Origin of the sequence: Streptomyces sp. NPDC058665, from assembly GCF_042714995.1 — a bacterium.
GTDB lineage: Bacteria > Actinomycetota > Actinomycetes > Streptomycetales > Streptomycetaceae > Streptomyces.
Window position 1 is genome coordinate 20443 of sequence record NZ_JBHXRX010000068.1, and the last position, 19907, is coordinate 40349.

A 19907-nucleotide genomic window follows, 5' to 3' on the forward strand; every position below is an offset into this window, starting at 1 on the left:
CCGGCGGTGGTGGGGGCTGCTGGATTCGGGGTGCGGCGACCGCCGGGCTCAGGAGTGGAACGGCAGTCCGGCGTCGGCGACCAGATCGAGGTCGTCCGGGTCGGGTGGGGGCAGCAGCGTGGCGGATCCGTCGGTGACCGGTACGACGCCGAGGGCGAGCAGTTCGGCCATGGCGACGCTGCCCGCCATGTCGCGGACCTGGAGCTGGTAGCGGGCCGTGGTGCGGTACGCGCCTCCGGCGTCGTCACCGGTGCGGTGCAGGAAGCCGGAGTCGGTGAGGAAGGCCATGGCCTTGCCGATGATGCCGGTGGTGGAGCCGGCGAGGCGGCGGGCGTCCTTGGTGGCGCCGGTGGCGCTGCGGCGCGCGTAGACGCGCCAGGCCGATTCGAGGCCGGGGGCGTCGCTCGCCGGGTCGGTGTTCTCGCCCTCTTCCTCGGCCTTCTCCTCCAGTCTGCGGCAGGCCTGCCGGACGAAGGCGTCGACCCCGTTGACGGTGATCCGGCCGATGTAGCCGTCGTCGGCGAGGTCTTCGGGGCGGGGGAAAGCCATGGCGGCGACGGCGAGATGGGCCAGGCCGTGCAGGAATCGGTCGGCGGAGTCGGTCGACGCGCGGCGGGCGTAGTCGCCCATCCGGACGGCGAACACGGAGTCCTCGGCCGCTGTCACGGCCATCCCGGCGCGGGAGGAGACTTCGAGGACGACGAGGCCGAGGCCGGTGGCGACCGCGTCGGCGAGCCGCGCGAAGGACGATTCCTCGCGGTAGCGGCGCAGCAAATCGGCGTACTCGGCGTCACGCGCGGGCAGCAGTTTGGGCTGGAGCCCGAAGGAGACGAGGCGGGCGGCGTCGGCCGCGTCGGCGGGGGTGACAGCACCGCCCGACGGCTCGGGGAAGGAAGGGCGGGGTGTCTCGGTGCCGCCCGCCTCGCCCCACGCGGCGGCGTGCTCTGCCTGGTGGTCGCTCACGGGCGCTGCTCCTTGCCGGGGGTGGTTCTGGCGGGGGTGGTCAGGTCAGGAGTGGTCGAGTCACGGGCGACGCAAGTGCCGTGCGTGGTGCGCGAGATGCCGTGCGCTCCGCTCGTGCGGGTGTCGTGGGCCGCCCCGCCGCCAGGGCGTGTCTTTCGGATCCTGCCGGGCTCGCGGTCCCTGGTGGCGCGCCCCGCCGCCTTGCCGTCGGTCGCCATGGCTCCGCCATGCCTCCCACCGCCGCCCCGCCGGCGGACGGCGCCGATTGTCGGGCACGCCCCAGGCGTCACGCCGCCTCCGTACGGTCGGCGGTCATGCCGGCGGCGTCCAGCAGAGCCGTGCCCAGTATGAGATCCGCGCCGCCGAACTCCTCGTCGTCGAGGGGGGTCCCGTCGTCCACGGCGAACAACAGCCGCTCCTCGCCCTGCCGGTAGGCCGTACCGACCGGCGGACTGGCCGCGTGGATCGCGAGCAGCGCGACCAGATAGGGCAGGTCCGGATCGCGGCGGCGGGCCTCGGCGAGCAAGCCCGAGAGCCTGCGCGGCGCGTCGTGCTCCAGATCGAGCAGGTCCATCGCGCTCGCCAGCTGCTCCTCGCTGAAGCGGCTGTCGTCGGGGGTCGCGATCAGATCGGGTTCGGGCATCTCGGCGCCCAGATGCTCCCGCTCCACGGGAGGCGTGAGCAGCAGGTCCACGAGGTCGCCGACCCGGACGGACCCGGGCGTACGCAGCCCGGTGCCCCGGGCGAAGAACGCGTCGGTGACCCGGCTCGCCCGGTCGACCGGCAACGGCAGGAGCGGGGCGACGAGTTGGCCGTACAGGTCGAGCCCCGTGCGGGTCGTGGGCTCGGCGAACGCCTGGCGGTCCTGCTCGGCGCGGAACAGCGGTCCTGCCTCCAGCAGCCGGGACTGGAGCTGGGTGTGCCGGCGGATGCAGTCCTTGACGATGTCGACCAGCTCGGCCGCGCGCCGCTTGTGCTCGGCCGTCTTCGGGTCGGCGCCGGTCTCGGCCTCGTCGCGGGACTTGCGGATGTTGTTGAGGATCGCGTTCTCGTGACGGTAGCGGTCGGCGACATGGTCGAGCGCTTCGGCGATCATGTCGGGCACGGCGTTGAGCCAGTCGACCGCGCGGACGTTGCGCCGGGTCGCCTCCAGGGTCCTGCGCAGCGTCTCCGCGTACTGCACGGTGCGGTACCGGGCCTGTTCGGCGGCGAGTTGGGCGTCGGCGAGCCGTCCCCTGCTGATCAGCACCTCCAGCTTGACCTCGGCGGCGATCTGCGCGCTGGTGACATCGGTGTCCAACGCGCCCACCAGCACGTTGACCGCCTCGTCGGTGGTGCGCAGATAGACGCTGCCGCCCTGGCCGGGGACTTCCTCGATCAGCTTGAAGTCGTAGTCCCGCCGGGTGTAGACGCCGTCGGCGCCGAACGTGCCGTACACGGCGCGGAAACCGCGGTCGACGCTGCCGACGTTGATCAGATTCTCCACCACCCAGCGGGCCACCCGCTCGTGCTCGGTGGCCGGGCGGTGCGGCGCCTGGGCCGCGACGCGCGGCAGGAGTCTGGCCACTATCTGCTCGTGGTCCGCGCCGGTGTCGAAGTCCATGTTGAGCGTCACGAGGTCGATCGCCGCGAGCGCGACCTCCGCCATCGCGTAGACGGAGTACTCCCCCGCGAGGTTGGCCTTGCGGGTGTCGAGGTCGTGCAGCGGCGCGGTGCACGCGAGCGCGCGCAGCCGGCGCGCCAGCCCTTCGTCGGCGGCCGGGCCCTGGGCGAGCCGCGGCCCCGCGCTGAGCTGGGGCGGAACAGGGTCCGTCGAGGCAGGCGAAGTCACGTTGAACAGATTAGGTCCTCGGACTGACAACGGTCGAAACGACGCAGAAGCCCCAGCGGCCCCGGCGGGCCGGTGCCGGGCGCGGCGGACCGTCACCGGCCCGCCGCGCCGGGCGAGTTCACCGCGGCGTGCCGTATCCCCCGCCGCCCGGGGTGCGCAGGACCAGCACGTCGTCCACGGCCACGTCAGCGGAGTCGACACCCTTCAGCGACGTACGGGTCCCGTCGGCCCGCTCCACCTCGTTGGCGCCGAGTTCGCCCGGCTCACCGCCCGCCATGCCGTACGGCCGCACCGTGCGGTGGCCGGTCAGCAGCGTGACCGTCATGGGCTCCAGGAACCGGATGCGCCGTACGACCCCCTTCCCGCCGTTCCAGCGGCCCGCCCCGCCGCTGCCGTCGCGGACGGCGAATCCGTCCACACGCACCGGATAGCGCCATTCGAGCACTTCGGGGTCGGTCAGGCGGGAGTTGGTCATATGGGTCTGGACGGCGTCGGCGCCGTCGAAGCCGTCCCCCGCGCCCGAACCGCTCGCCACCGTCTCGTAGTACTGCACGCGTTCGTTGCCGAAGGTGAGGTTGTTCATGGTGCCCGAGCCCTCGGCCTGGACGCCGAGCGCCGCGTACAGCGCTCCCGTCACGGCCTGCGAGGTCTCGACGTTGCCCGCCACCGTCGCCGCCGGGTAGGTCGGCGACAGCATGGAGTCGTCGGGCACCCGTACGTCGAGCGGCGCCAGACAGCCGCTGTTGAGCGGGATGTCGTCGGCGATCAGGGTCCTGAAGACATACAGGACGGCGGCCAGCACCACGGACCGGGGCGCGTTGAAGTTGCCTTCCTGCTCCGGTGAGGTCCCGGTGAAGTCCACGACGGCGCCGCGGGCCTCGCGGTCGACGCGCACGGCGACCTGGATGACCGCGCCGTTGTCGGTCTCGTAGCGGTAGGAGCCGTCGCTCAGCCCGGCGACGATACGGCGTACGGACTCCTCCGCGTTGCGCCGGACATGGCCCATGTAGGCGTCCACGACGTCGTAGCCGAACTGCTCGGTCATGCGCCGCAGTTCGGCGATGCCCTTCTCGTTGGCGGCGATCTGGGCGCGGAGGTCCGCGAGGTTGGTGTCCGGGTCCCGGGAGGGGTAGCGCGCGCCGCCGAGCAGTTCGCGTGTCTCGCTCTCGCGGAGCCTGCCGTCGCGTACGAGCAGCCAGTTGTCGAAGAGCACGCCCTCCTCGTGGACGGTCCGGCTGAAGGCGGGCATCGAGCCGGGTGTGATGCCGCCGATCTCGGCGTGGTGGCCGCGCGAGGCGACGAGGAAGCGGAGGTGTTCGCCCTGTTCGTCGAAGACGGGCGTCACCACCGTCACGTCCGGCAGATGGGTGCCTCCGTGGTAGGGGTCGTTGACGGCGTACACGTCGCCGGGGCGGAGGGAGTCCCGGTCGCGTTTCAGCACCTCCTTGATCGATTCGCCCATGGAGCCCAGATGGACGGGGATGTGCGGCGCGTTGGCGATCAGATTGCCCTGGGCGTCGAAGAGCGCGCAGGAGAAGTCGAGCCGTTCCTTGATGTTGACGGAGTGGGCGGTGTTCTCCAGCCGTACGCCCATCTGCTCGGCGATCGCCATGAAGAGGTTGTTGAAGACCTCAAGCAGCACCGGGTCCACGTCCGTGCCCGCGGCGACGCGGGTGGGGCGGGGGCTCACGCGGGTGAGGAGCAGATGCCCGAGCTCGCCGACGGCCGCCTGCCAGCCCGCGTCCACGACGGTCGTCGCGTCGGCCTCGGCGATCATCGCGGGACCCTCGACGGTGTCGGCGGGCCGCAGATCGTCGCGCTGGTGGAGCGGGCAGTCGCGCTCGGTGCCGTCCACGAACATCCGTACCGTCGCGGGCCGTACGGTCCCGCTGCCGCCGCCTTCCACAGAGGTGGCCCGGCCCGCGTACGCGCCGTGCGAAGCGGCCTTTCCGACGGCTTCGACCGACACGGCCTCGACCACCAGGGGTTTGTCCATGGTGAACGCGTAGCGCGAGCGGTGTTCGCTCTCGAAGGCCGCCGTCATCTCGGCGGCGCCGCCGAGGGGCACCGCCAGGCTCGCGTCCGTGCCCGCGTACCTGAGCAGCACGCGCGCGTGGGTGGTGATCGCGTCGTCCGGGACGGAGTCGGCGCGCAGTTCGGCGCGGGTGCGCTCCGCGAGGGTGTCGCAGAGTTCCCGTACCCGGCCGAGCGTGCCACCGTCTGCTTCCCCGTCGGCGAGTTCGGCCTCCACCGACTGCTCGCGCATGGCGGTGGCGTCGGCGAGCCCTATCCCGTACGCGGAGAGGACGCCGGCGAGCGGCGGCACGATGACGGTGTCGACGCCGAGCGCGTCGGCGACGGCGCACGCGTGCTGGCCCCCGGCGCCGCCGAAGCTGGTGAGGGCGTAGCGGGTGATGTCGTGGCCGCGCTGCACGGAGATCTTCTTGACGGCGTTCGCCATGTTCAGCACGGCGATCTCCAGGAAACCGGCGGCGACTTCGGCCGGCTCGCGCCGTGCGCCGGTGGCCCGCTCGACCTCCGCGGCGAGTGCGGCGAAGCGCTCGCGCACGATGTCGGCGTCCAGCGGCTGGTCGCCGTCCGGGCCGAACACCGAGGGAAAGTACGCCGGTTGGACCCGGCCGAGCATCACGTTGGCGTCGGTGACGGTGAGCGGGCCGCCCCGGCGGTAGCAGGCGGGGCCCGGCACGGCGCCCGCCGAGTCGGGCCCCACACGGTAGCGCTGGCCGTCGAAGTGCAGTACGGAGCCGCCGCCGGCCGCGACCGTGTGGATGTTCATCATGGGCGCGCGCATCCGCACGCCGGCGACCTGGGTGCCCAGCTCGCGCTCGAACTCCCCGGCGTAGTGGGAGACATCGGTCGAGGTGCCGCCCATGTCGAAGCCGACGACACGGTCGAATCCGGCCTGTCCGGAGGTGCGGGCCATACCGACGACGCCGCCCGCCGGTCCGGACAGCACGGCGTCCTTCCCACGGAAGTGGGCGGCTTCGCGCAGCCCTCCGTTGGACTGCATGAACATCAGCCGGATGCCGTGGAGTTGGGTGGCGATCTCGTCGACGTAGCGGCGCAGGATCGGGGAGAGGTAGGCGTCCACCACGGTGGTGTCGCCGCGCGGCACCAGTTTGATCAGTGGGCTGACCTCGTGGGAGCAGCTGACCTGGCTGAAGCCTGCGGCGCGGGCCGCTTCGGCGACGGCGCTCTCGTGCGCGGGGTGGCGGTAGCCGTGCATGAGGACGACCGCGGCGCTGCGGAAGCCGTCGTCGTACGCCTCCCGCAGCCGCGCGGCGACGGTCTCCGTGTCCAGCGGCCGTACGGTGGCGCCGTGCGCGTCGACGCGTTCGGGAACCTCGATGACGCGTTCGTACACGGCCTCCGGCAGCACGATATGACGGTCGAAGAGGCGGGGACGGTTCTGGTAGGCGATCCGCAGCGCGTCGCCGAAGCCCTCGGTGATGAGGAGGACGGTCGGCTCGCCGCGGCGCTCCAGCAGCGCGTTCGTGGCGACGGTGGTGCCCATCTTCACTTGGGCGATCCGGTCTGCGGGAACCGGATCGTCCGGTGCTACTCCGAGCAGCAGCCGGATACCGGCCACCGCCGCGTCCTCGTACTGCTCCGGATTGTGCGAGAGCAGCTTCCTGGTGAGGAGACGTCCGTCGGGCCGCCGCCCCACGATGTCGGTGAAGGTGCCGCCACGGTCGATCCAGAATTCCCAGGGCCCGGTCATTCCCCCATTCTGGCAAGGGGAGTGACCGGCGGCAGTGCTGTCAGGGCACGAGTGAGCGCGTGTTCGGCGCGCGCGTCGAGACGGTTGGCGGTGCCGCGCGCCAGATGCCGCATCTCGGAGCCGGCCAGCCACAGCAGTTCGGGCAGCAGGTCGGTGCTTCTTCGCACCATCCAGCCGGCGCCCGCCGTGGCCATCCACAGCAGCGCCTCCGTGCGGGTGGGCTGCGGCCGTTCGGGCTCCTGGGGCGGCGGCGGGCCCAGGGTCAGGCCGCGCGCGGTGAGCATCGCGTGGAACTGCGCGGCGATCATCCGGTGGCCGCGTTCGCCGGGGTGCAGCCGGTCGGCGCTCCACAGGGTGCGGTCGGCGACCCACTCCGGGTCGGCGGCGTGCAGATGGATCGCGCCGTACCGCGTGGAGAGCTCGTGCGCGAGGGCGTTGACCGCGCGCTGTCTGCGCGCGAGCGGTCTCGCGAGCGGCGCGGGCAGGCCGAGCATGATGCCGGGGTCCGGGAGGCACGCGGTGAGCAGGACCGTGCCGCGCGCCGTGAGGGCCGCGCAGACCTCGTCGAGTGCGCGGGCGATGGCGATGATGTCGAAGGCCCGGCGGAGGGTGTCGTTGACGCCTACGACGACGGAGGCGATGTCGGGCGCGAACGCGAGTGCGGCGGGTGCCTGCTGCTCGCGTACGTGGCGGGTCAGGGCGCCGCTGGTGGCGAAATTGCGGAAGGTGGGGGCGGGTTCGGCCCCGGTCGCCCCCTTCGCCTTGCGGCCGGCGCGGCCGCCGGGCCGGGCGGCCGGACGGCCGACGTTTCCGTCGGCCGGCGCGAGCGCCTCGGCGAGCAGGACGGCCCAGCCGCGCCAGCCGCCGTCCACGCGGTCCCCCACGCCCGCGGTGAGCGAGTCACCGAGGGCGGCGAACCGCAGCGGCCTCGGTACGGAGGGCTGCGTGGAGACAGCGGCCCCCGGCGGCGCCCCGGGGTTCGCGTACACGGTCATGAAGCACCCCCGTTCGGGGGCAGCACCGGCCCCGCCGACATGGACGTGACGGATGTGACGGACCTGCCCGCCGGAAGGCACGGGACGAACGGCACAGAGGGCACCAACGGCACCGACGACGCCGCGAGGGGCGACTCCGATGCCGCGGGCACGGCATCAGGCATGACGGCGGGCACGAACGGCACGGTCGTACCCGCGACAGCCGCGCCCACGACGGACGGGCCCGTCGCCGCGGGCGGCACGACAACGCCCTGTGCCGCCCCGCCGCCGCTCTGCGGCGCGACGACGGACTTCTCCGCGGGAGGCGCGTCCTGTCCCGTGAGCACCGGCGCTTCGTGCGCCGCCAGGAAGGCCGCCACCGCCCGGTCCCAGCTGAAGAGTTCGGCCCGCGCCCGTGCCGCCGCGCGCCGCGCGGCCTCCGGACGGGCGAGGAGTTCCTGTACGGCGTCGGCGAACGCCCTCGGCGTGTCCGCCGCCGTACAGCCCGCCGGGCCCAGGATCTCCGGGAGCGCCGATGTCGCGCTGGAGACCACGGGCGTGCCACTGGCGAGGGCTTCGAGCGCGGACAGGCCGAACGTCTCGGCGGGGCCGGGCGCCAGACAGATGTCCGCGGAGGCCTGGAGGTGCGCCAGCTCCTCCCGGTCGCCCACGTGCCCGAGGAACTCCACGGGCAGCTGCCGCTCGCGCGCCCGGCGTGCCAGCGCGCCCGCCAGCGGGCCGTCACCGGCGACCACCAGCGACGCCCGCACACCGCGGCCGATGAGCACCGCGAGGGCGTCGACGGCGGCGGCCGGGCGCTTCTCCACCGAGAGCCGTGAGCAGAGCAGCAGCAGGACGTCGGCCCCGCGCGCGTACTTGGCGCGCAGAGCCTCACGGCGCCGGTCCGGCCGGCAGCGCACCAGGTCGACACCGAGCGGCGCGCGCACCACGTTGCGCGCGCCGATCCGGACGAACTCGCGCTCGGCCCACTCGGTGGTGCACACGATCCGTGAATACGCCCAGGCGCTGCGCCGGTTGAGCCGGTCGGCGGCCCGTTCGGCCGCCGAGTCCGGCACGCCCCAGGTGCGCAGCACCCCGTCGGCCGTCTCGTGGGACACCATGACGGAGGGGATCCGGCGGCGGCGCGCCCACTCCCCCGTCCACCGCAGGGTGGTGCGGTCGGAGACCTCCAGGCGGTCCGGGGCGAGGGATTCGAGCAGGGCGCCCAGGCGCCGGCGGCTGGTCAGTACGCGGTAGCCGCCGGTGCCGGGCAGCACAGCTCCGGCCAGGGTGATGACTCGTCCCTGTGCCGTGTCCACGTCGCTCGGGCGCTCGCCCGGGACGATCAGGACCGGTTCGTGCCCGGCGGCCCGGTAGCCCGTGCCGAGCTCCTGGAGCGCGGTCCTGAGGCCGCCGGAGGCCGGGGTGACGAAGTTGGCCAGCCGTACGATCCGTATGCCGCCGGAGTCGCCTGTGCCACTCATGCGACCACCGCCGTGCGCTCGCCGAGCACCTCTGCGTAGTGGTCGAGCAGTTGGTCGCCCACCGCCGCCCACGTACGGCCCTCGACCGTGGCGCGCGCCGTGCGTCCGTAGGAGGCGCGCAGTTCCGGGGCGGCCTGGAGGTCCCTGATCGCGCCGGTGACGGCCCGTGCGTCGTGCGGCGGCACCAGCAGTCCGGTGCGGCCGTGGTCGACCAGGTCGAGCGGTCCGCCCGCCGCGGGCGCGACCACCGGTGTGCCGCTGGCCATGGCCTCCTGGACGGTCTGGCAGAACGTTTCGTACGGCCCGGTGTGCGCGAAGACGTCGAACGAGGCGAAGATCCTCGCCAGTTCGTCTCCGGTCCTGCGGCCGAGGAACACGGCGCCGGGGAGCGTCGCGCGCAGGGACGGCTCGCTCGGCCCGTCCCCGACGACCACGACACGGACGCCGGGCAGCCCGCAGGCACCGGACAGGAGTTCGACGTGCTTCTCGGGCGCGAGCCTGCCGACGTATCCGACGATCATCTCGCCGTTGGGGGCGAGACGGCGACGCAGTTCGTCGTCTCGCAGCTCGGGACGGAACCTGTCGGTGTCCACCCCTCGCGGCCAGAGCCTGACACGCGGCACACGGTGCTCCTCAAGGTCCTTCATGGCGGCGCTGGACGGGGCGAGGGTGCGGTCCGCCGCGCTGTGCACGGCGCGCAGCCGGCGCCAGGCGGCGGCCTCGCCCGCGTTTATGTACGTACGCGCGTAGCCGGCGAGATCGGTCTGGTAGACGGCGACGGCGGGGATACCGAGCCGTGCGGCGGCTGCCATCCCGCGTACACCGAGGACGAACGGCCCGGCGAGGTGCACGACGTCCGCCCGGTGCGCCGCGAGGGTCGCGGCGACCCGGCGGCTGGGGAGAGCGACGCGTACCTGGGGATAGCCGGGCAGGGGAAGGGACGGGATACGCACCACGGGGCATGGTGCGTCGAAGTCGAACCTGCGGGGAGAGGCGGTGCGCGGGGACGGGGAGAAGGAGGCGGAGGGGGACGGGGATGCGGCCCCGGCAGCCGCCGAAGCGGCTGCCGATGAGGCCGGTGCGATGACGAGCGGGTCATGGCCGCGTGCGACGAGGTGCCGGGCGGTCTGGAGGGCGCAGTGCGCCACGCCGTTCACATCGGGCGGGAAGGATTCGGTGACGATGACGACACGCATACCCGTGTTCTCGCCGTACCGAGGGTGGTCCCGCCAACGTGGATCTTTCCGGGTGGAAAACGTCCCGTGAGCATTGGTGTTTCGAGGGCCTGAGCGGAACTTCGACGGCCTCACGGCCGTTCGCGCCCCTGATCGCAACCGGCGTGCGCCGGGCGGTTCACCTGGTGGAGTCCGTACGGCCATACCTGCCCGGTAGAACCCGCTGCCACCCCGGGACCCGCCCGTGAGACCCGCGCGGAAACGCGCTGCCCCGCCCGGCGCGTCCCGGGCGGGGCTCGGTTCAGACGGCGGGCGCGTCGGGCCCGATCCGGCTCCGTACGGCGGTCTGCACCTCGGCCTCCTCGGCCGGATCAGCCGCGAGCCGGCGCAGCCTGTCGGCCACTCGTACGTCACCGGTCTCGGCGTGCCGCGCGGCGACCTCTCTGGTGGTCTCCTCGCAGTCCCAGAGGCATTCGACGGCGAATCCCGTGGGGAACGAGGGGTCGGTGACCGCCAGCGCCCTGGCCGTACGGCCGCGCAGTTGTGAGGAGGCGGTCTCGCGGTACACATGGCGCAGGACGGGCGCCGCGCAGCCGATGCCCAGCCGGCCTGTGCCGTCCACGAGGGTCCACAGGCGGGGCGCGTCGGGCCCGTCGGACCGTACGGCCTCCCGGAGGGCGCCGAGCACCAGTTGGGCGTCCTGGGGGCCGCCCCGGGCGGCGAGTACACCCGCCGCGGAGGCGCCGAGGGCGTCGGGCCGGTGCACCCAGCCGCGCGCCCGGTCGACGGCGGCATCGCCGCACATCCGCTCGAAGGCGGCGACGGCGGCTCCGGCGAGGCTCTCCGACGGGTCGGCCGCCGCGGTCTCGATCAGATCGAGCACGGCGGGATCGCGGGCCTCGGCGAGATAGTGCAGCGCCGCGGAGCGTGCGCCGTCGGGGCCGCTGCGGCCGGCCTCGACGATCTCGGCGCGGTCGTCGGGTCCGGCGACGGCGGTCAGGCACCGCGCCGCGGGAACGTGCAGGGTCGTGCCTCGTTCGAGGCCGTCCTGCGCCCATTCGAAGACGGCTTGGACGCTCCAGCCGGGGCGCGGTCCGCTCGGCCGCAGCTGCCGCTGCCATCGGTCGAAGGAGCCCTGTTCACGGGCGGCCCTGACGCGGGCGGCGACCGCCTCGCGAGGGTCGTCGGCCCACAGCCGCCAGGGCCGGGGCTCGAAGGCGCCCTGGAGGGCGGTGGCCAGCTCGGCGTCGCCCTCTGGTGTGGTGGGGAATCTGGCGAGGATGCGCGGGGCGAGCGAGCGCAGACCCGCGTCGTCGTCGCGCAGGGCCAGCTCGTCCAGCGCCCAGGTCCAGTTGGATCCCGACGCGGCGTAGCGGCGCAGGAGCGCCAGGGCGTCGTCCCTTCCGTAGGAGGCGAGGTGCCCCAGTACGGCGAGGGAGAGTCCGGTGCGTGACTCCTCGGTGTCGAAGTGGTCATCGGCACCGAAGAGGTGGTGTTCGAGCGGTTCGAGATCTCCGTGGAGGTCCAGATAGAGCCGCGCGAAGTACAGGGAGCGGTTCTCGACCTGCCAGTCGTGGCGTGGGTCGTTCATGACGCAGTGGTTGAGGGCGTTGAGCGCCTCGGCGCGGGGTGCGGCCAGCGCGTGCAGTGTGCCGTCGCCGCGCCCCCTTTGCAGCAGGCCGAGCAGTGTGCCGCTCGGCGCTATGACTGGATCGAACATGGGGAGAGCCTCACATCAAGCTGTCGACGCAACCGGGGAGTGGGGATGCCTAGGCTGCCTAGGCCGCGCGACAACATCGCTCGGCCGTCGTCTTCTGCTTGGTGTAGACCATCTTCCTCTGCCTCTCGTCGGTGGCCCCTTCCGGGCCCGACGTCATGATGACCCACCCATTTCGCCACCGCGACCACATTTACGACGCCTCACCTTCACCGCGCTCCGAACAGCTCCAGCAGGTCCGTCTTCCCGAACATCCGCGCTGTATCCACGGCGGATGGTGTTCCGGCGGCCGGATCGGCCCCGCCGCCGAGCAGCTCGCGGATCACGGCGTCCTCTCCTTTGAAGACGGCGCCGGCCAGTGGCGTCTGTCCGCGGTCGTTGGCGCGGTCGGCATCGGCGCCGCGTGAGAGCAGCGCCGCGACCGTGGGCGCGTGGCCGTGGTAGGCGGCGAGCATGACCAGGGAGTCGCCCCGGTCGTTGGTGAGGTTCGCGGGGACACCGGCGTCGACGTAGGCGGCGAGCGGCTCGGTGTCGCCGCGGCGCGCGAGGTCGAAGACCTTCGTCGCCAGTTCGACGACGTCACTGTCGGGAACGACACCGTCCGGAACCCCACCGGCGGGAGCGGCACCGTCAGGAGCGGCGCCCTGCTCGGTCGCGCCGGCCGGAGCCGCGTTGTCCGGGGCCTCGCTCATCGGTGAACCGCCTCTCATACCGCTGACCTGGGACGCACGACCGCGCGGCCGTACGGGTGAATCGACAGATTACTGCCCCGTAGGACGCTCCGGGGCGACAGAGGCCGTAGCAAGCGGCGCGCGGGACCGCACTGTCCGCCGGTCAAGTGAAATTCCATGAATTTCACTCACTTGCACCTTTTATCACATAGATACTTACTGTGAGCATGGAACAACTCATGGTGACTGTCCCCCTCGACCAGGAGAACCCCTCATGATCCTGTCCATGTCAGGCGTCGTGCTGCTCGGAATCATCGTCTTCCTCTTCTTCAGGAAGGACGGACTCAAGGCGTCCCACGCGCTCGTCTGCGCGCTCTTCGGCTTCTATCTCGCGGGCACCGCCATCGCCCCGAGCATCACGGCCGGAGGCGCCAGCCTCGCGGGCCTCCTGGGCGGGATCAAGTTCTGACCGCCTTCCATCCCCCGGCACCTTCCGCACCTTCAGGAGACAGACGTGGCCCGGCGACCACTCCCCCGCATTCTGAGCAGCGGCAGCGCTCACATCGCTCGCAGCCGAGTGATGGCCCGCTCGGCCGCCGACAGTGCCACCGACGTCCTCCATCCGCTGATCACGATCACCCGTGGTCTGCGCCTGCTGGCCGGCGCGGGACGACGGAAATGGGCCGCCACCCCCAAGGACCGGCGTGGTCCCGCGCTGTTCCTGGTGGGGGCCGTCGTCCTCGTGGTCGCGCTCGTCCCGTACGGACCACTGCTCGCCCTCATCTCGGTGATGGCGGTGGCCGGCTGGCAGGGCCGCGACCGTACGCCGGCCCGGACCGGGCCCGGCGAGGCGGAGCTTCAGCGCCTGCGCTCTCTTTACGAGGCGCTGGTGCCGTACTTCTCTCTTCCCGAGGACCCGGACCCGCTCTTCGCCCACGGCGGGGAGTGGGAGAAGGCCTTCGACGAGTACGAGTTCGACGCCGACGGGCGTCTCACCCGGCTGCGGGTGTCGTACCCGCCGTACTTCATGGACGGTGAGCACTCCTCCCGCGTACGGATCGAGCATCTGATGTACGCGAAGTCCGGGCGCGGCAGGGAGTACCTCTTCGACTGGGACGAGGAGGGCAACGAGCTCGTCATGAGCGTGCTGCCCCCGCTTCCCACCGGCATCGCCGCCCAGCGCTTCGTCACCGCCCCCGGCGAGACCGTGCTCGGCTTCACCGACGCCGACGCGGTCCGGCGCACAGTCCCGGTCAGGGAGGGCGACGGAACCCGTGACGCCCCTCCGGTCCTCTGGCGTACGGGTGCCCGGTCGACCGAGCCCCATCTGCTCGCCGTCGGGCGCCCGGGGAGCGGCACCACGAGCCTGCTCCGCTCGATCGCTCTCCAGGCGCTCGCGCACGGCGACGTCGTGATCGTGGAGGGCAACGGGACCGGTGAGTACGCGAGCCTCGACGGGCGTGCGGGCGTTCTCGCCGTGGAGCGCGGGCTCTCGGGCGCGCTGGCCGGTCTCGAATGGGCCGCCAACGAGACGGAACGGCGGCTGATCACCGCCAACCGTGCCCGGCAGTCCGGTCACGCCGTGCCCGAGGACACCAAGCGGCCCCTGTGGCTCCTGCTGGACCGGCCGAGCGCCTTCGCCCATGTGGCGGTCGCCGACGGACGGCCCGATCCGCAGGAGCTGCTCCAGGTGCCGCTGCGGCACGGCAGGGCCGCGAACGTGACGGTGGTCGTGGCGGAACAGTTCGAGACCCTGGACGCGCTCAGCGAGACCGTACGGACGCACACCCGCGCCCGGGTCGTGCTGGGCACCGCCACGCGCGCGGAGCTGGAATCGGTCCTCGGCGCGCCGCCGCACACCATCCCCACGCCGGAGATCCCCAGCGGCCGGGGTTACGCGCGCCTCGGCACCGGCCCGGTGCTCAGGCTCCAGGTCCCCGCGACACCCGATCCGTACGACGACGCCACGAGCGACGCGCACCGGAGTGCGGTCCTGGAATTGCTGCCGGACCGGCACACAGCGACCGACGGAACGGCGGCCACCGCCGCGCGGGCGCCCGAACCGGCGCCTGCCCCGGACCCGGACCCCGGCCCACCGGCCCAGGCGCAGGCGCAACCGCAGCCACGGCAGCAGCGCCAGAGCCCGGCGCCGATGCCCACCGCCGTACCGGCCGAGGGCTGACCGCCCCCGGCCGCGGGCGCGCCGCTCAGGCCACGAACGTGCGCGGCGCGTCCGTGCCGCCGCGCGCGCCGCTCTCCACTAGCCGGGCCGCCGCCGCCAGCCGCACGGCCGCCTCGTCGGCGACAGGGCCGGCGACGGTGAACGGCAGCCGTACGTAGCCCTCGAAGGCCCCGTCGACGCCGAAGCGCGGTCCGCCCGGCACCCGTACGCCGACCCGCTCGCCCAGCTCGGCGATCCGCGAGCCCGACAGCCCGCCGGTGCGCACCCAGAGCGTCAGTCCGCCGCGCGGCACGTCGAACTCCCAGCTCGGCAGCTCCCTGCGGACGGCGGTCACCAGCGCGTCGCGGTTCTCCCCTGCCTGGGCGCGCCGGATATCGACCGCGCGCTCCCAGCCGCCGGTGCCCATCAGCCAGTTGATCGCGAGCTGTTCGAGCACGGGCGTGCCGAGGTCGGCGTAGGCGCGGGCGGAGACCAGCGAGCGGATCACCTCGGGCGCGGCCCGTACCCAGCCGATGCGCATGCCCGCCCAGAAGGCCTTGCTGGCGGAGCCGACCGTGAGGACGGTGCTGCCGGCGGGGTCGAAGGCACAGACGGGCGGCGGCAGTTCCTCCCCCGGCCGGTCCCCGTCCAGATACAGCTCGGACATCGTCTCGTCGGCGACGAGCACGGTGCCGGCCGAACGCGCCGCCTCGACCAGCGCTCTGCGCTGGTCCTCGGTGGCCAGGGCGCCCGTCGGATTGTGGAAGTCGGCGACGACATAGGCGAGCCGGGGCGCGGCCTCCCGCAGCACCTGGCGCCAGCGCGGCAGGTCCCAGCCCGCCAGCCCCTCGGCCATGGCGACGGGGACGAGCCGGGCGCCCGCCTCGCGCATCAGCTGGAGGATGTTCGCGTAGCTGGGCGACTCGACGGCGACGCGCTCGCCGCGCCCGGCGAAGAGATGGCAGATCGCGTCGATCGCGCCCATGGCGCCGGTGGTGACCATGATCTGCTCGGGCATCGTCGGGATCCCGCGCGCGGTGTAGCGGTCGGCGAGCGTCTGGCGCAGGGCGGGCAGTCCCGCCGGGTAGTCGCCGTGGGTGTGGGCGTACGGCGGCAGCTCCTCCAGCGCGCCCTGCACGGCGCGGGTGAGCCACGGCTCGGGCGCTGTCAGTGCGGCGCAGCCGAGGTCGATCATGGAGCCGAGGGAGTCCGGCGGCAGCGGTTCGAGGCCGCGGGCGGGCAGCGGGTTCCCGGCCGGTACGGCGGTCCAGCTCCCGGCACCTCGGCGTGATTCCAGGAATCCCTCGGCGCGCAGGGCCTCGTAGGCGGCGGCGACCGTCGTACGGCTGACGGAGAGGGCGAGTGCCAGCTCGCGTTCGGCGGGCAGGCGGGCGGCGACCGGCACCCGGCCTTCGAGGACGAGCAGCCGCACGCCGTCGGCGAGGGCACGGTAGGCGGGCGGTTTACGGGTGCCGGGGCCCGCGGGCCGCGACTGCTGGGCGTTGAGCTGTCGCGCGAGCTGAGCCGCTCCGACCGCCGAAGTCCACTGCGTCATTGGAACCAGTCCACCTTCCCCGAATTGGCCATGGTTGACTCTCACCACCCAGCCACAGAGTGGCACAGCCCGGTCCACTCGTTCCACCTCGGAGGACAGCACCTTGCCCATCACACCCGCTCTCCGTGGAAAGCGGCTCCCGCGCCGGCTCCTCCAGCTCTACACGGGTCTCGCCCTGTACGGCGTGAGCGCGGCTCTGCTGGTCAGGGGCGGTCTCGGGCTTGAGCCATGGGGTGTGCTGCACCAGGGCCTGTCCGAACGCACCGGGCTGACCATGGGCGTCGTCTCGATCGCCGTCGGCGCGGTCGTCCTGCTGCTGTGGATCCCGATCCGCCAGCGCCCCGGCCTCGGCACGGTCTCCAACGTCTTCGTGGTCGGCATCGCGATGGACGGCGCCCTGGCCCTCGTACCGGACGGCCGCGGCCTCGCCGTACAGATCCCGCTGCTGATCGCCGGCATCGTCCTCAACGGCGTGGCCACGGGCCTCTACATCGCCGCCAGTTTCGGCCCCGGCCCCCGCGACGGCCTGATGACGGGGCTGCACCGCCTCACCGGCCGGTCGGTGCGGCTCGTCCGGACGGGCATAGAGGTGGCCGTCGTCGTCACCGGCTTCGTACTCGGCGGCTCCGTCGGGGTCGGCACGATCGCCTACGCGCTGGCGATCGGGCCGCTCGCGCAGTTCTTCCTGCGCGTCTTCGTCGTCCCGCCGACGGCGGACGGCGGCACGGTCGTCGCCGGGGGTTCCCCCGGGCAGGCCATACTGCGGCCGTGACTCCCGTACGCCATCCCTATCTGGACCATCCGTCGCCGATCCCGTTCGCCCACCGAGGCGGCGCGGCCGACGGAATCGAGAACACGGCGGCCGCGTTCCGGCGCGCCGCCGCGCTCGGTTACCGCTACTTCGAGACCGACGTGCACACCACGGCCGACGGCCGGCTCGTCGCGTTCCACGACTCGACGCTCGACCGGGTCACCGATCTGCGCGGCCGGATCTCCGAGCTGCCGTGGAGCGAGGTGCGGCGGGCCAGGGTCGGCGGCGGTGAACCGCTCCCGCTCTTCGAGGAGCTTCTGGAGGAGTTCCCCGACGCCCGCTGGAATGTCGACATGAAGGCGGAGCCGGCGCTCCACCCGCTGATCAATCTCATCGGGCGCACGGACAGCTGGGACCGGGTGTGCGTGGGCTCCTTCTCGGAGGCCCGCGTCGCGCGGGCGCACCGGCTGGCGGGTCCCCGGCTGGCCACGTCGTACGGCGTGCGCGGGGTGCTCGGCCTGCGGCTGCGCTCGTACGGGGTGCCCGCGCCGGTCCGCGAGGGGGCCGTCTGCGCGCAGGTCCCGCGGCACCAGAGCGGCATACCGGTGGTCGACAGACGCTTCGTACGGACGGCGCACGCCCGGGGGCTCCAGGTGCATGTCTGGACAGTCAACGAGGCGGACCGCGTGCACGCGCTCCTGGACCTCGGCGTGGATGGCATCATGACTGATCAACTGGAGACGCTGCGCACGGTGTTCACCGAGCGCGGGGTCTGGCACTGACGGTTTCGGATGTTCCCCACGGGGACGAATGAGGGGGCGCGCGGGGTGACCGCCGACACCGCGGACCTGACCGACGACGAGACCGGCCGAATACGCGAGCAGCGCGGCTGGTACTTCTACGACTTCGCGTGCTCCGTCTACTCGACGAGCGTCGTCACCGTCTTCCTCGGGCCGTATCTGACATCCGTCGCGAAGGCCGCCGCCGACGCCGACGGTTTCGTCCATCCGCTGGGCATCCCGGTACGGGCGGGTTCGGTCTTCGCGTACTCGGTCTCCGTCTCGATCGTGCTGGCCGTGCTGCTGATGCCGCTCGCCGGTGCGGCGGCGGACCGGACGGGACGCAAGAAGCCGCTGCTCGCCGTCGCGGCCTATGTAGGAGCCGGGGCCACCGCCGGCATGTTCTTCCTGGACGGCGACCGGTATCTGCTGGGCGTCGTCCTGCTGATCGTGGCGAACGCCTCGCTGTCGGTGTCGATGGCGCTCTACAACGCCTATCTGCCCCAGATAGCCACGCCCGAGGAGCGCGACGCCGTGTCCTCGCGCGGCTGGGCCTTCGGCTACACCTCGGGCGCCTTCGTCCTCGTACTGAACCTGGTCCTCTACACGGGCCACGAGTCCTTCGGCGTCTCGGAGTCGACGGCCGTACGGATCTGTCTGGCCTCCGCCGGTGTCTGGTGGGGCGCCTTCACGCTCGTGCCCCTGAGCCGGCTCCGCGACCGGCGGGTGGCGAAGGACGGCGACCGCGCGGGCGAAGGGGCGCTCGGCACCGGCTGGCGCCAGCTGATGGCCACCTTGCGGGACATGCGCCGCCACCCCCTCACGCTCTCCTTCCTGCTGGCCTATCTGATCTACAACGACGGCGTGCAGACGGTGATCTCCCAGGCGTCGATCTACGGCTCCGAGGAGCTGGGGCTCGACCAGACGACCTTGATCACGGCCGTGCTGCTGGTCCAGGTCCTGGCGGTCGTGGGCGCGCTCGGGATGGGCCGCCTGGCACGGATCCACGGGGCCAAACGGACGATCCTCGCCTCGCTCGCCGTCTGGACGGTGATCCTGGCGGCCGGGTACTTCCTGCCCGCGGAGGCTCCGGTCTGGTTCTTCGCCCTGGCCGCCGCGATCGGCATGGTGCTCGGCGGGAGTCAGGCGCTGTCGCGCTCGCTCTTCTCGCATCTGGTGCCGCGCGGCAAGGAGGCCGAGTACTTCGCCGCGTACGAGATGAGCGACCGCGGGCTGAGCTGGCTGGGGCCCCTGGTGTTCGGCCTCGCCTATCAGGCCACCGGCAGCTACCGGGACGCGATTGTCTCCCTGGTGGTCTTCTTCGTGATCGGCTTCGCGCTGCTCGCGACGGTGCCGGTGCGCAGGGCCGTGGCCGAGGCGGGAAACCCGGTGCCGGAGCGAATTTAGACGTTGAAGTGAAAGCGCGGTAGTGTACGCCGTTGGCCTGCCAGCCGGACCGTCACCACATGTCACAGAAGCGAAAACGTGGGATGACATCCACCGCCAGATGTGACAAACCGGGCACTGGTGGGTAGAACAAGGGGCGGCACGACGGCGACGCATGACCCGCTACGGGAATCTTTACCGCCGACCGGACGTTGACCGGAAGACGACGACAGCGACACCTGTCCTGTGGGCGACAAGCCCGGGAGGCACGATTCATGAGTGAGCGAGCTCTCCGCGGCACGCGACTTGTGGTTACCAGCTACGAGACGGACCGCGGCATCGATCTGGCCCCGCGCCAGGCGGTGGAGTACGCATGCCAGAACGGCCATCGATTTGAGATGCCGTTCTCGGTAGAGGCGGAAATTCCGCCGGAGTGGGAGTGCAAGGCGTGTGGCGCCCAGGCACTCCTGGTGGACGGGGATGGTCCCGAGGAGAAGAAGGGCAAGCCTGCGCGTACGCACTGGGACATGCTCATGGAGCGGCGCACACGCGAGGAGTTGGAGGAGGTCCTGGCCGAACGGCTGGCGGTCCTGCGCTCCGGCGCCATGAACATCGCGGTGCATCCGAGGGACAGCCGAAAGTCGGCCTGACCCTGTCGGACCGCCACAACAGCACAGACACAGAGCCGTGGGCGGGGGGGCCCACCCGGAAGGCGGCC

15 protein-coding genes and 1 pseudogene are annotated in these 19907 nt (G+C 72.5%); 6 read left to right on the forward strand and 10 right to left on the reverse strand.

Going from position 1 to position 19907, the window contains the following annotated elements; translation table 11 throughout:
* Window positions 1–48: 48 nt before the first annotated feature.
* The 9 genes and pseudogenes from ACFWV8_RS31940 to ACFWV8_RS31980 all read right to left on the reverse strand — a co-directional run bounded on the left by ACFWV8_RS31940 (window position 49) and on the right by ACFWV8_RS31980 (window position 12578).
* On the reverse strand, window positions 49–963 hold the full coding sequence (locus ACFWV8_RS31940; RefSeq protein ID WP_384212064.1) for a hypothetical protein: 915 nt from the start codon (window positions 961–963) through the stop codon (window positions 49–51).
* A complete protein-coding gene (locus ACFWV8_RS31945) occupies window positions 960–1181 on the reverse strand; it encodes a hypothetical protein (RefSeq protein ID WP_384212067.1) in 222 nt (73 codons plus the stop codon). The genes ACFWV8_RS31940 and ACFWV8_RS31945 overlap by 4 nt, the downstream gene beginning before the upstream one ends.
* A gap of 68 nt (window positions 1182–1249) precedes the next feature.
* A complete protein-coding gene (locus ACFWV8_RS31950) occupies window positions 1250–2794 on the reverse strand; it encodes a hypothetical protein (RefSeq protein WP_384212070.1) in 1545 nt (514 codons plus the stop codon).
* A 118-nt stretch (window positions 2795–2912) separates the two neighbouring features.
* Window positions 2913–6536 (reverse strand): hydantoinase B/oxoprolinase family protein, encoded by a 3624-nt coding sequence (locus ACFWV8_RS31955; RefSeq protein WP_384212072.1) that lies wholly within the window; start codon window positions 6534–6536, stop codon window positions 2913–2915.
* The gene (locus ACFWV8_RS31960) at window positions 6533–7531 is read right to left on the reverse strand and encodes an SGNH/GDSL hydrolase family protein (RefSeq protein WP_384212076.1); all 999 of its coding nucleotides are present in this window, start codon (window positions 7529–7531) and stop codon (window positions 6533–6535) included. Before ACFWV8_RS31960 ends, ACFWV8_RS31955 begins: the two co-directional genes overlap by 4 nt.
* 326 nt (window positions 7532–7857) lie before the next feature.
* Window positions 7858–8994: pseudogene (locus tag ACFWV8_RS31965) on the reverse strand (glycosyltransferase); the annotation flags it as partial.
* Window positions 8991–10190 carry a glycosyltransferase family 4 protein gene (locus tag ACFWV8_RS31970; protein WP_384212079.1) on the reverse strand — a complete coding sequence of 400 codons (1200 nt, stop codon included), beginning with the start codon at window positions 10188–10190 and terminating at the stop codon, window positions 8991–8993. The pseudogene ACFWV8_RS31965 and the gene ACFWV8_RS31970, both read right to left, overlap by 4 nt.
* A gap of 280 nt (window positions 10191–10470) precedes the next feature.
* Window positions 10471–11889 carry a HEAT repeat domain-containing protein gene (locus ACFWV8_RS31975; protein ID WP_384212082.1) on the reverse strand — a complete coding sequence of 473 codons (1419 nt, stop codon included), beginning with the start codon at window positions 11887–11889 and terminating at the stop codon, window positions 10471–10473.
* A gap of 206 nt (window positions 11890–12095) precedes the next feature.
* A complete protein-coding gene (locus ACFWV8_RS31980; protein WP_384212085.1) occupies window positions 12096–12578 on the reverse strand; it encodes an ankyrin repeat domain-containing protein in 483 nt (160 codons plus the stop codon).
* A 253-nt stretch (window positions 12579–12831) separates the two neighbouring features.
* Here ACFWV8_RS31980 and ACFWV8_RS31985 point away from each other — a divergent pair, with 253 nt between their 5' ends.
* The gene (locus ACFWV8_RS31985; RefSeq protein ID WP_189109156.1) at window positions 12832–13026 is read left to right on the forward strand and encodes a hypothetical protein; all 195 of its coding nucleotides are present in this window, start codon (window positions 12832–12834) and stop codon (window positions 13024–13026) included.
* A gap of 45 nt (window positions 13027–13071) precedes the next feature.
* Window positions 13072–14739: a hypothetical protein gene (locus tag ACFWV8_RS31990; RefSeq protein WP_384212088.1), complete on the forward strand. Its 1668-nt coding sequence runs from the start codon at window positions 13072–13074 to the stop codon at window positions 14737–14739.
* 25 nt (window positions 14740–14764) lie between these two features.
* Here ACFWV8_RS31990 and ACFWV8_RS31995 read toward each other — a convergent pair whose 3' ends face one another.
* Window positions 14765–16273 carry a PLP-dependent aminotransferase family protein gene (locus tag ACFWV8_RS31995; RefSeq protein WP_384212091.1) on the reverse strand — a complete coding sequence of 503 codons (1509 nt, stop codon included), beginning with the start codon at window positions 16271–16273 and terminating at the stop codon, window positions 14765–14767.
* Window positions 16274–16376: 103 nt separating this feature from the next.
* Between ACFWV8_RS31995 and ACFWV8_RS32000 the strand changes: the two genes are divergently transcribed.
* The 4 genes from ACFWV8_RS32000 to ACFWV8_RS32015 all read left to right on the forward strand — a co-directional run bounded on the left by ACFWV8_RS32000 (window position 16377) and on the right by ACFWV8_RS32015 (window position 19839).
* On the forward strand, window positions 16377–17045 hold the full coding sequence (locus ACFWV8_RS32000; protein ID WP_384212094.1) for a YitT family protein: 669 nt from the start codon (window positions 16377–16379) through the stop codon (window positions 17043–17045).
* On the forward strand, window positions 17042–17806 hold the full coding sequence (locus ACFWV8_RS32005; RefSeq protein ID WP_384212097.1) for a glycerophosphodiester phosphodiesterase family protein: 765 nt from the start codon (window positions 17042–17044) through the stop codon (window positions 17804–17806). The genes ACFWV8_RS32000 and ACFWV8_RS32005 overlap by 4 nt, the downstream gene beginning before the upstream one ends.
* A gap of 9 nt (window positions 17807–17815) precedes the next feature.
* Entirely contained in the window at window positions 17816–19210 is a 1395-nt protein-coding gene (locus ACFWV8_RS32010; RefSeq protein ID WP_384212105.1) for an MFS transporter, read from the forward strand.
* Between the two features lie 254 nt (window positions 19211–19464).
* A complete protein-coding gene (locus ACFWV8_RS32015; protein ID WP_003959706.1) occupies window positions 19465–19839 on the forward strand; it encodes an RNA polymerase-binding protein RbpA in 375 nt (124 codons plus the stop codon).
* Window positions 19840–19907: the final 68 nt, after the last annotated feature.

What these genes read in the sequence shown, in the direction of transcription:
- ACFWV8_RS31985 (WP_189109156.1), top strand. Translation starts at nt 12,832, where the DNA reads ATGATCCTGTCCATGTCAGGCGTCGTGCTGCTCGGAATCATCGTCTTC.
- ACFWV8_RS31960 (WP_384212076.1), bottom strand. Translation starts at nt 7,531, where the DNA reads ATGACCGTGTACGCGAACCCCGGGGCGCCGCCGGGGGCCGCTGTCTCC.
- ACFWV8_RS31995 (WP_384212091.1), bottom strand. Translation starts at nt 16,273, where the DNA reads ATGACGCAGTGGACTTCGGCGGTCGGAGCGGCTCAGCTCGCGCGACAG.
- ACFWV8_RS32015 (WP_003959706.1), top strand. Translation starts at nt 19,465, where the DNA reads ATGAGTGAGCGAGCTCTCCGCGGCACGCGACTTGTGGTTACCAGCTAC.
- ACFWV8_RS31975 (WP_384212082.1), bottom strand. Translation starts at nt 11,889, where the DNA reads ATGTTCGATCCAGTCATAGCGCCGAGCGGCACACTGCTCGGCCTGCTG.
- ACFWV8_RS32010 (WP_384212105.1), top strand. Translation starts at nt 17,816, where the DNA reads ATGTTCCCCACGGGGACGAATGAGGGGGCGCGCGGGGTGACCGCCGAC.
- ACFWV8_RS31980 (WP_384212085.1), bottom strand. Translation starts at nt 12,578, where the DNA reads ATGAGCGAGGCCCCGGACAACGCGGCTCCGGCCGGCGCGACCGAGCAG.
- ACFWV8_RS31955 (WP_384212072.1), bottom strand. Translation starts at nt 6,536, where the DNA reads ATGACCGGGCCCTGGGAATTCTGGATCGACCGTGGCGGCACCTTCACC.
- ACFWV8_RS31970 (WP_384212079.1), bottom strand. Translation starts at nt 10,190, where the DNA reads ATGCGTGTCGTCATCGTCACCGAATCCTTCCCGCCCGATGTGAACGGC.
- ACFWV8_RS31945 (WP_384212067.1), bottom strand. Translation starts at nt 1,181, where the DNA reads ATGGCGACCGACGGCAAGGCGGCGGGGCGCGCCACCAGGGACCGCGAG.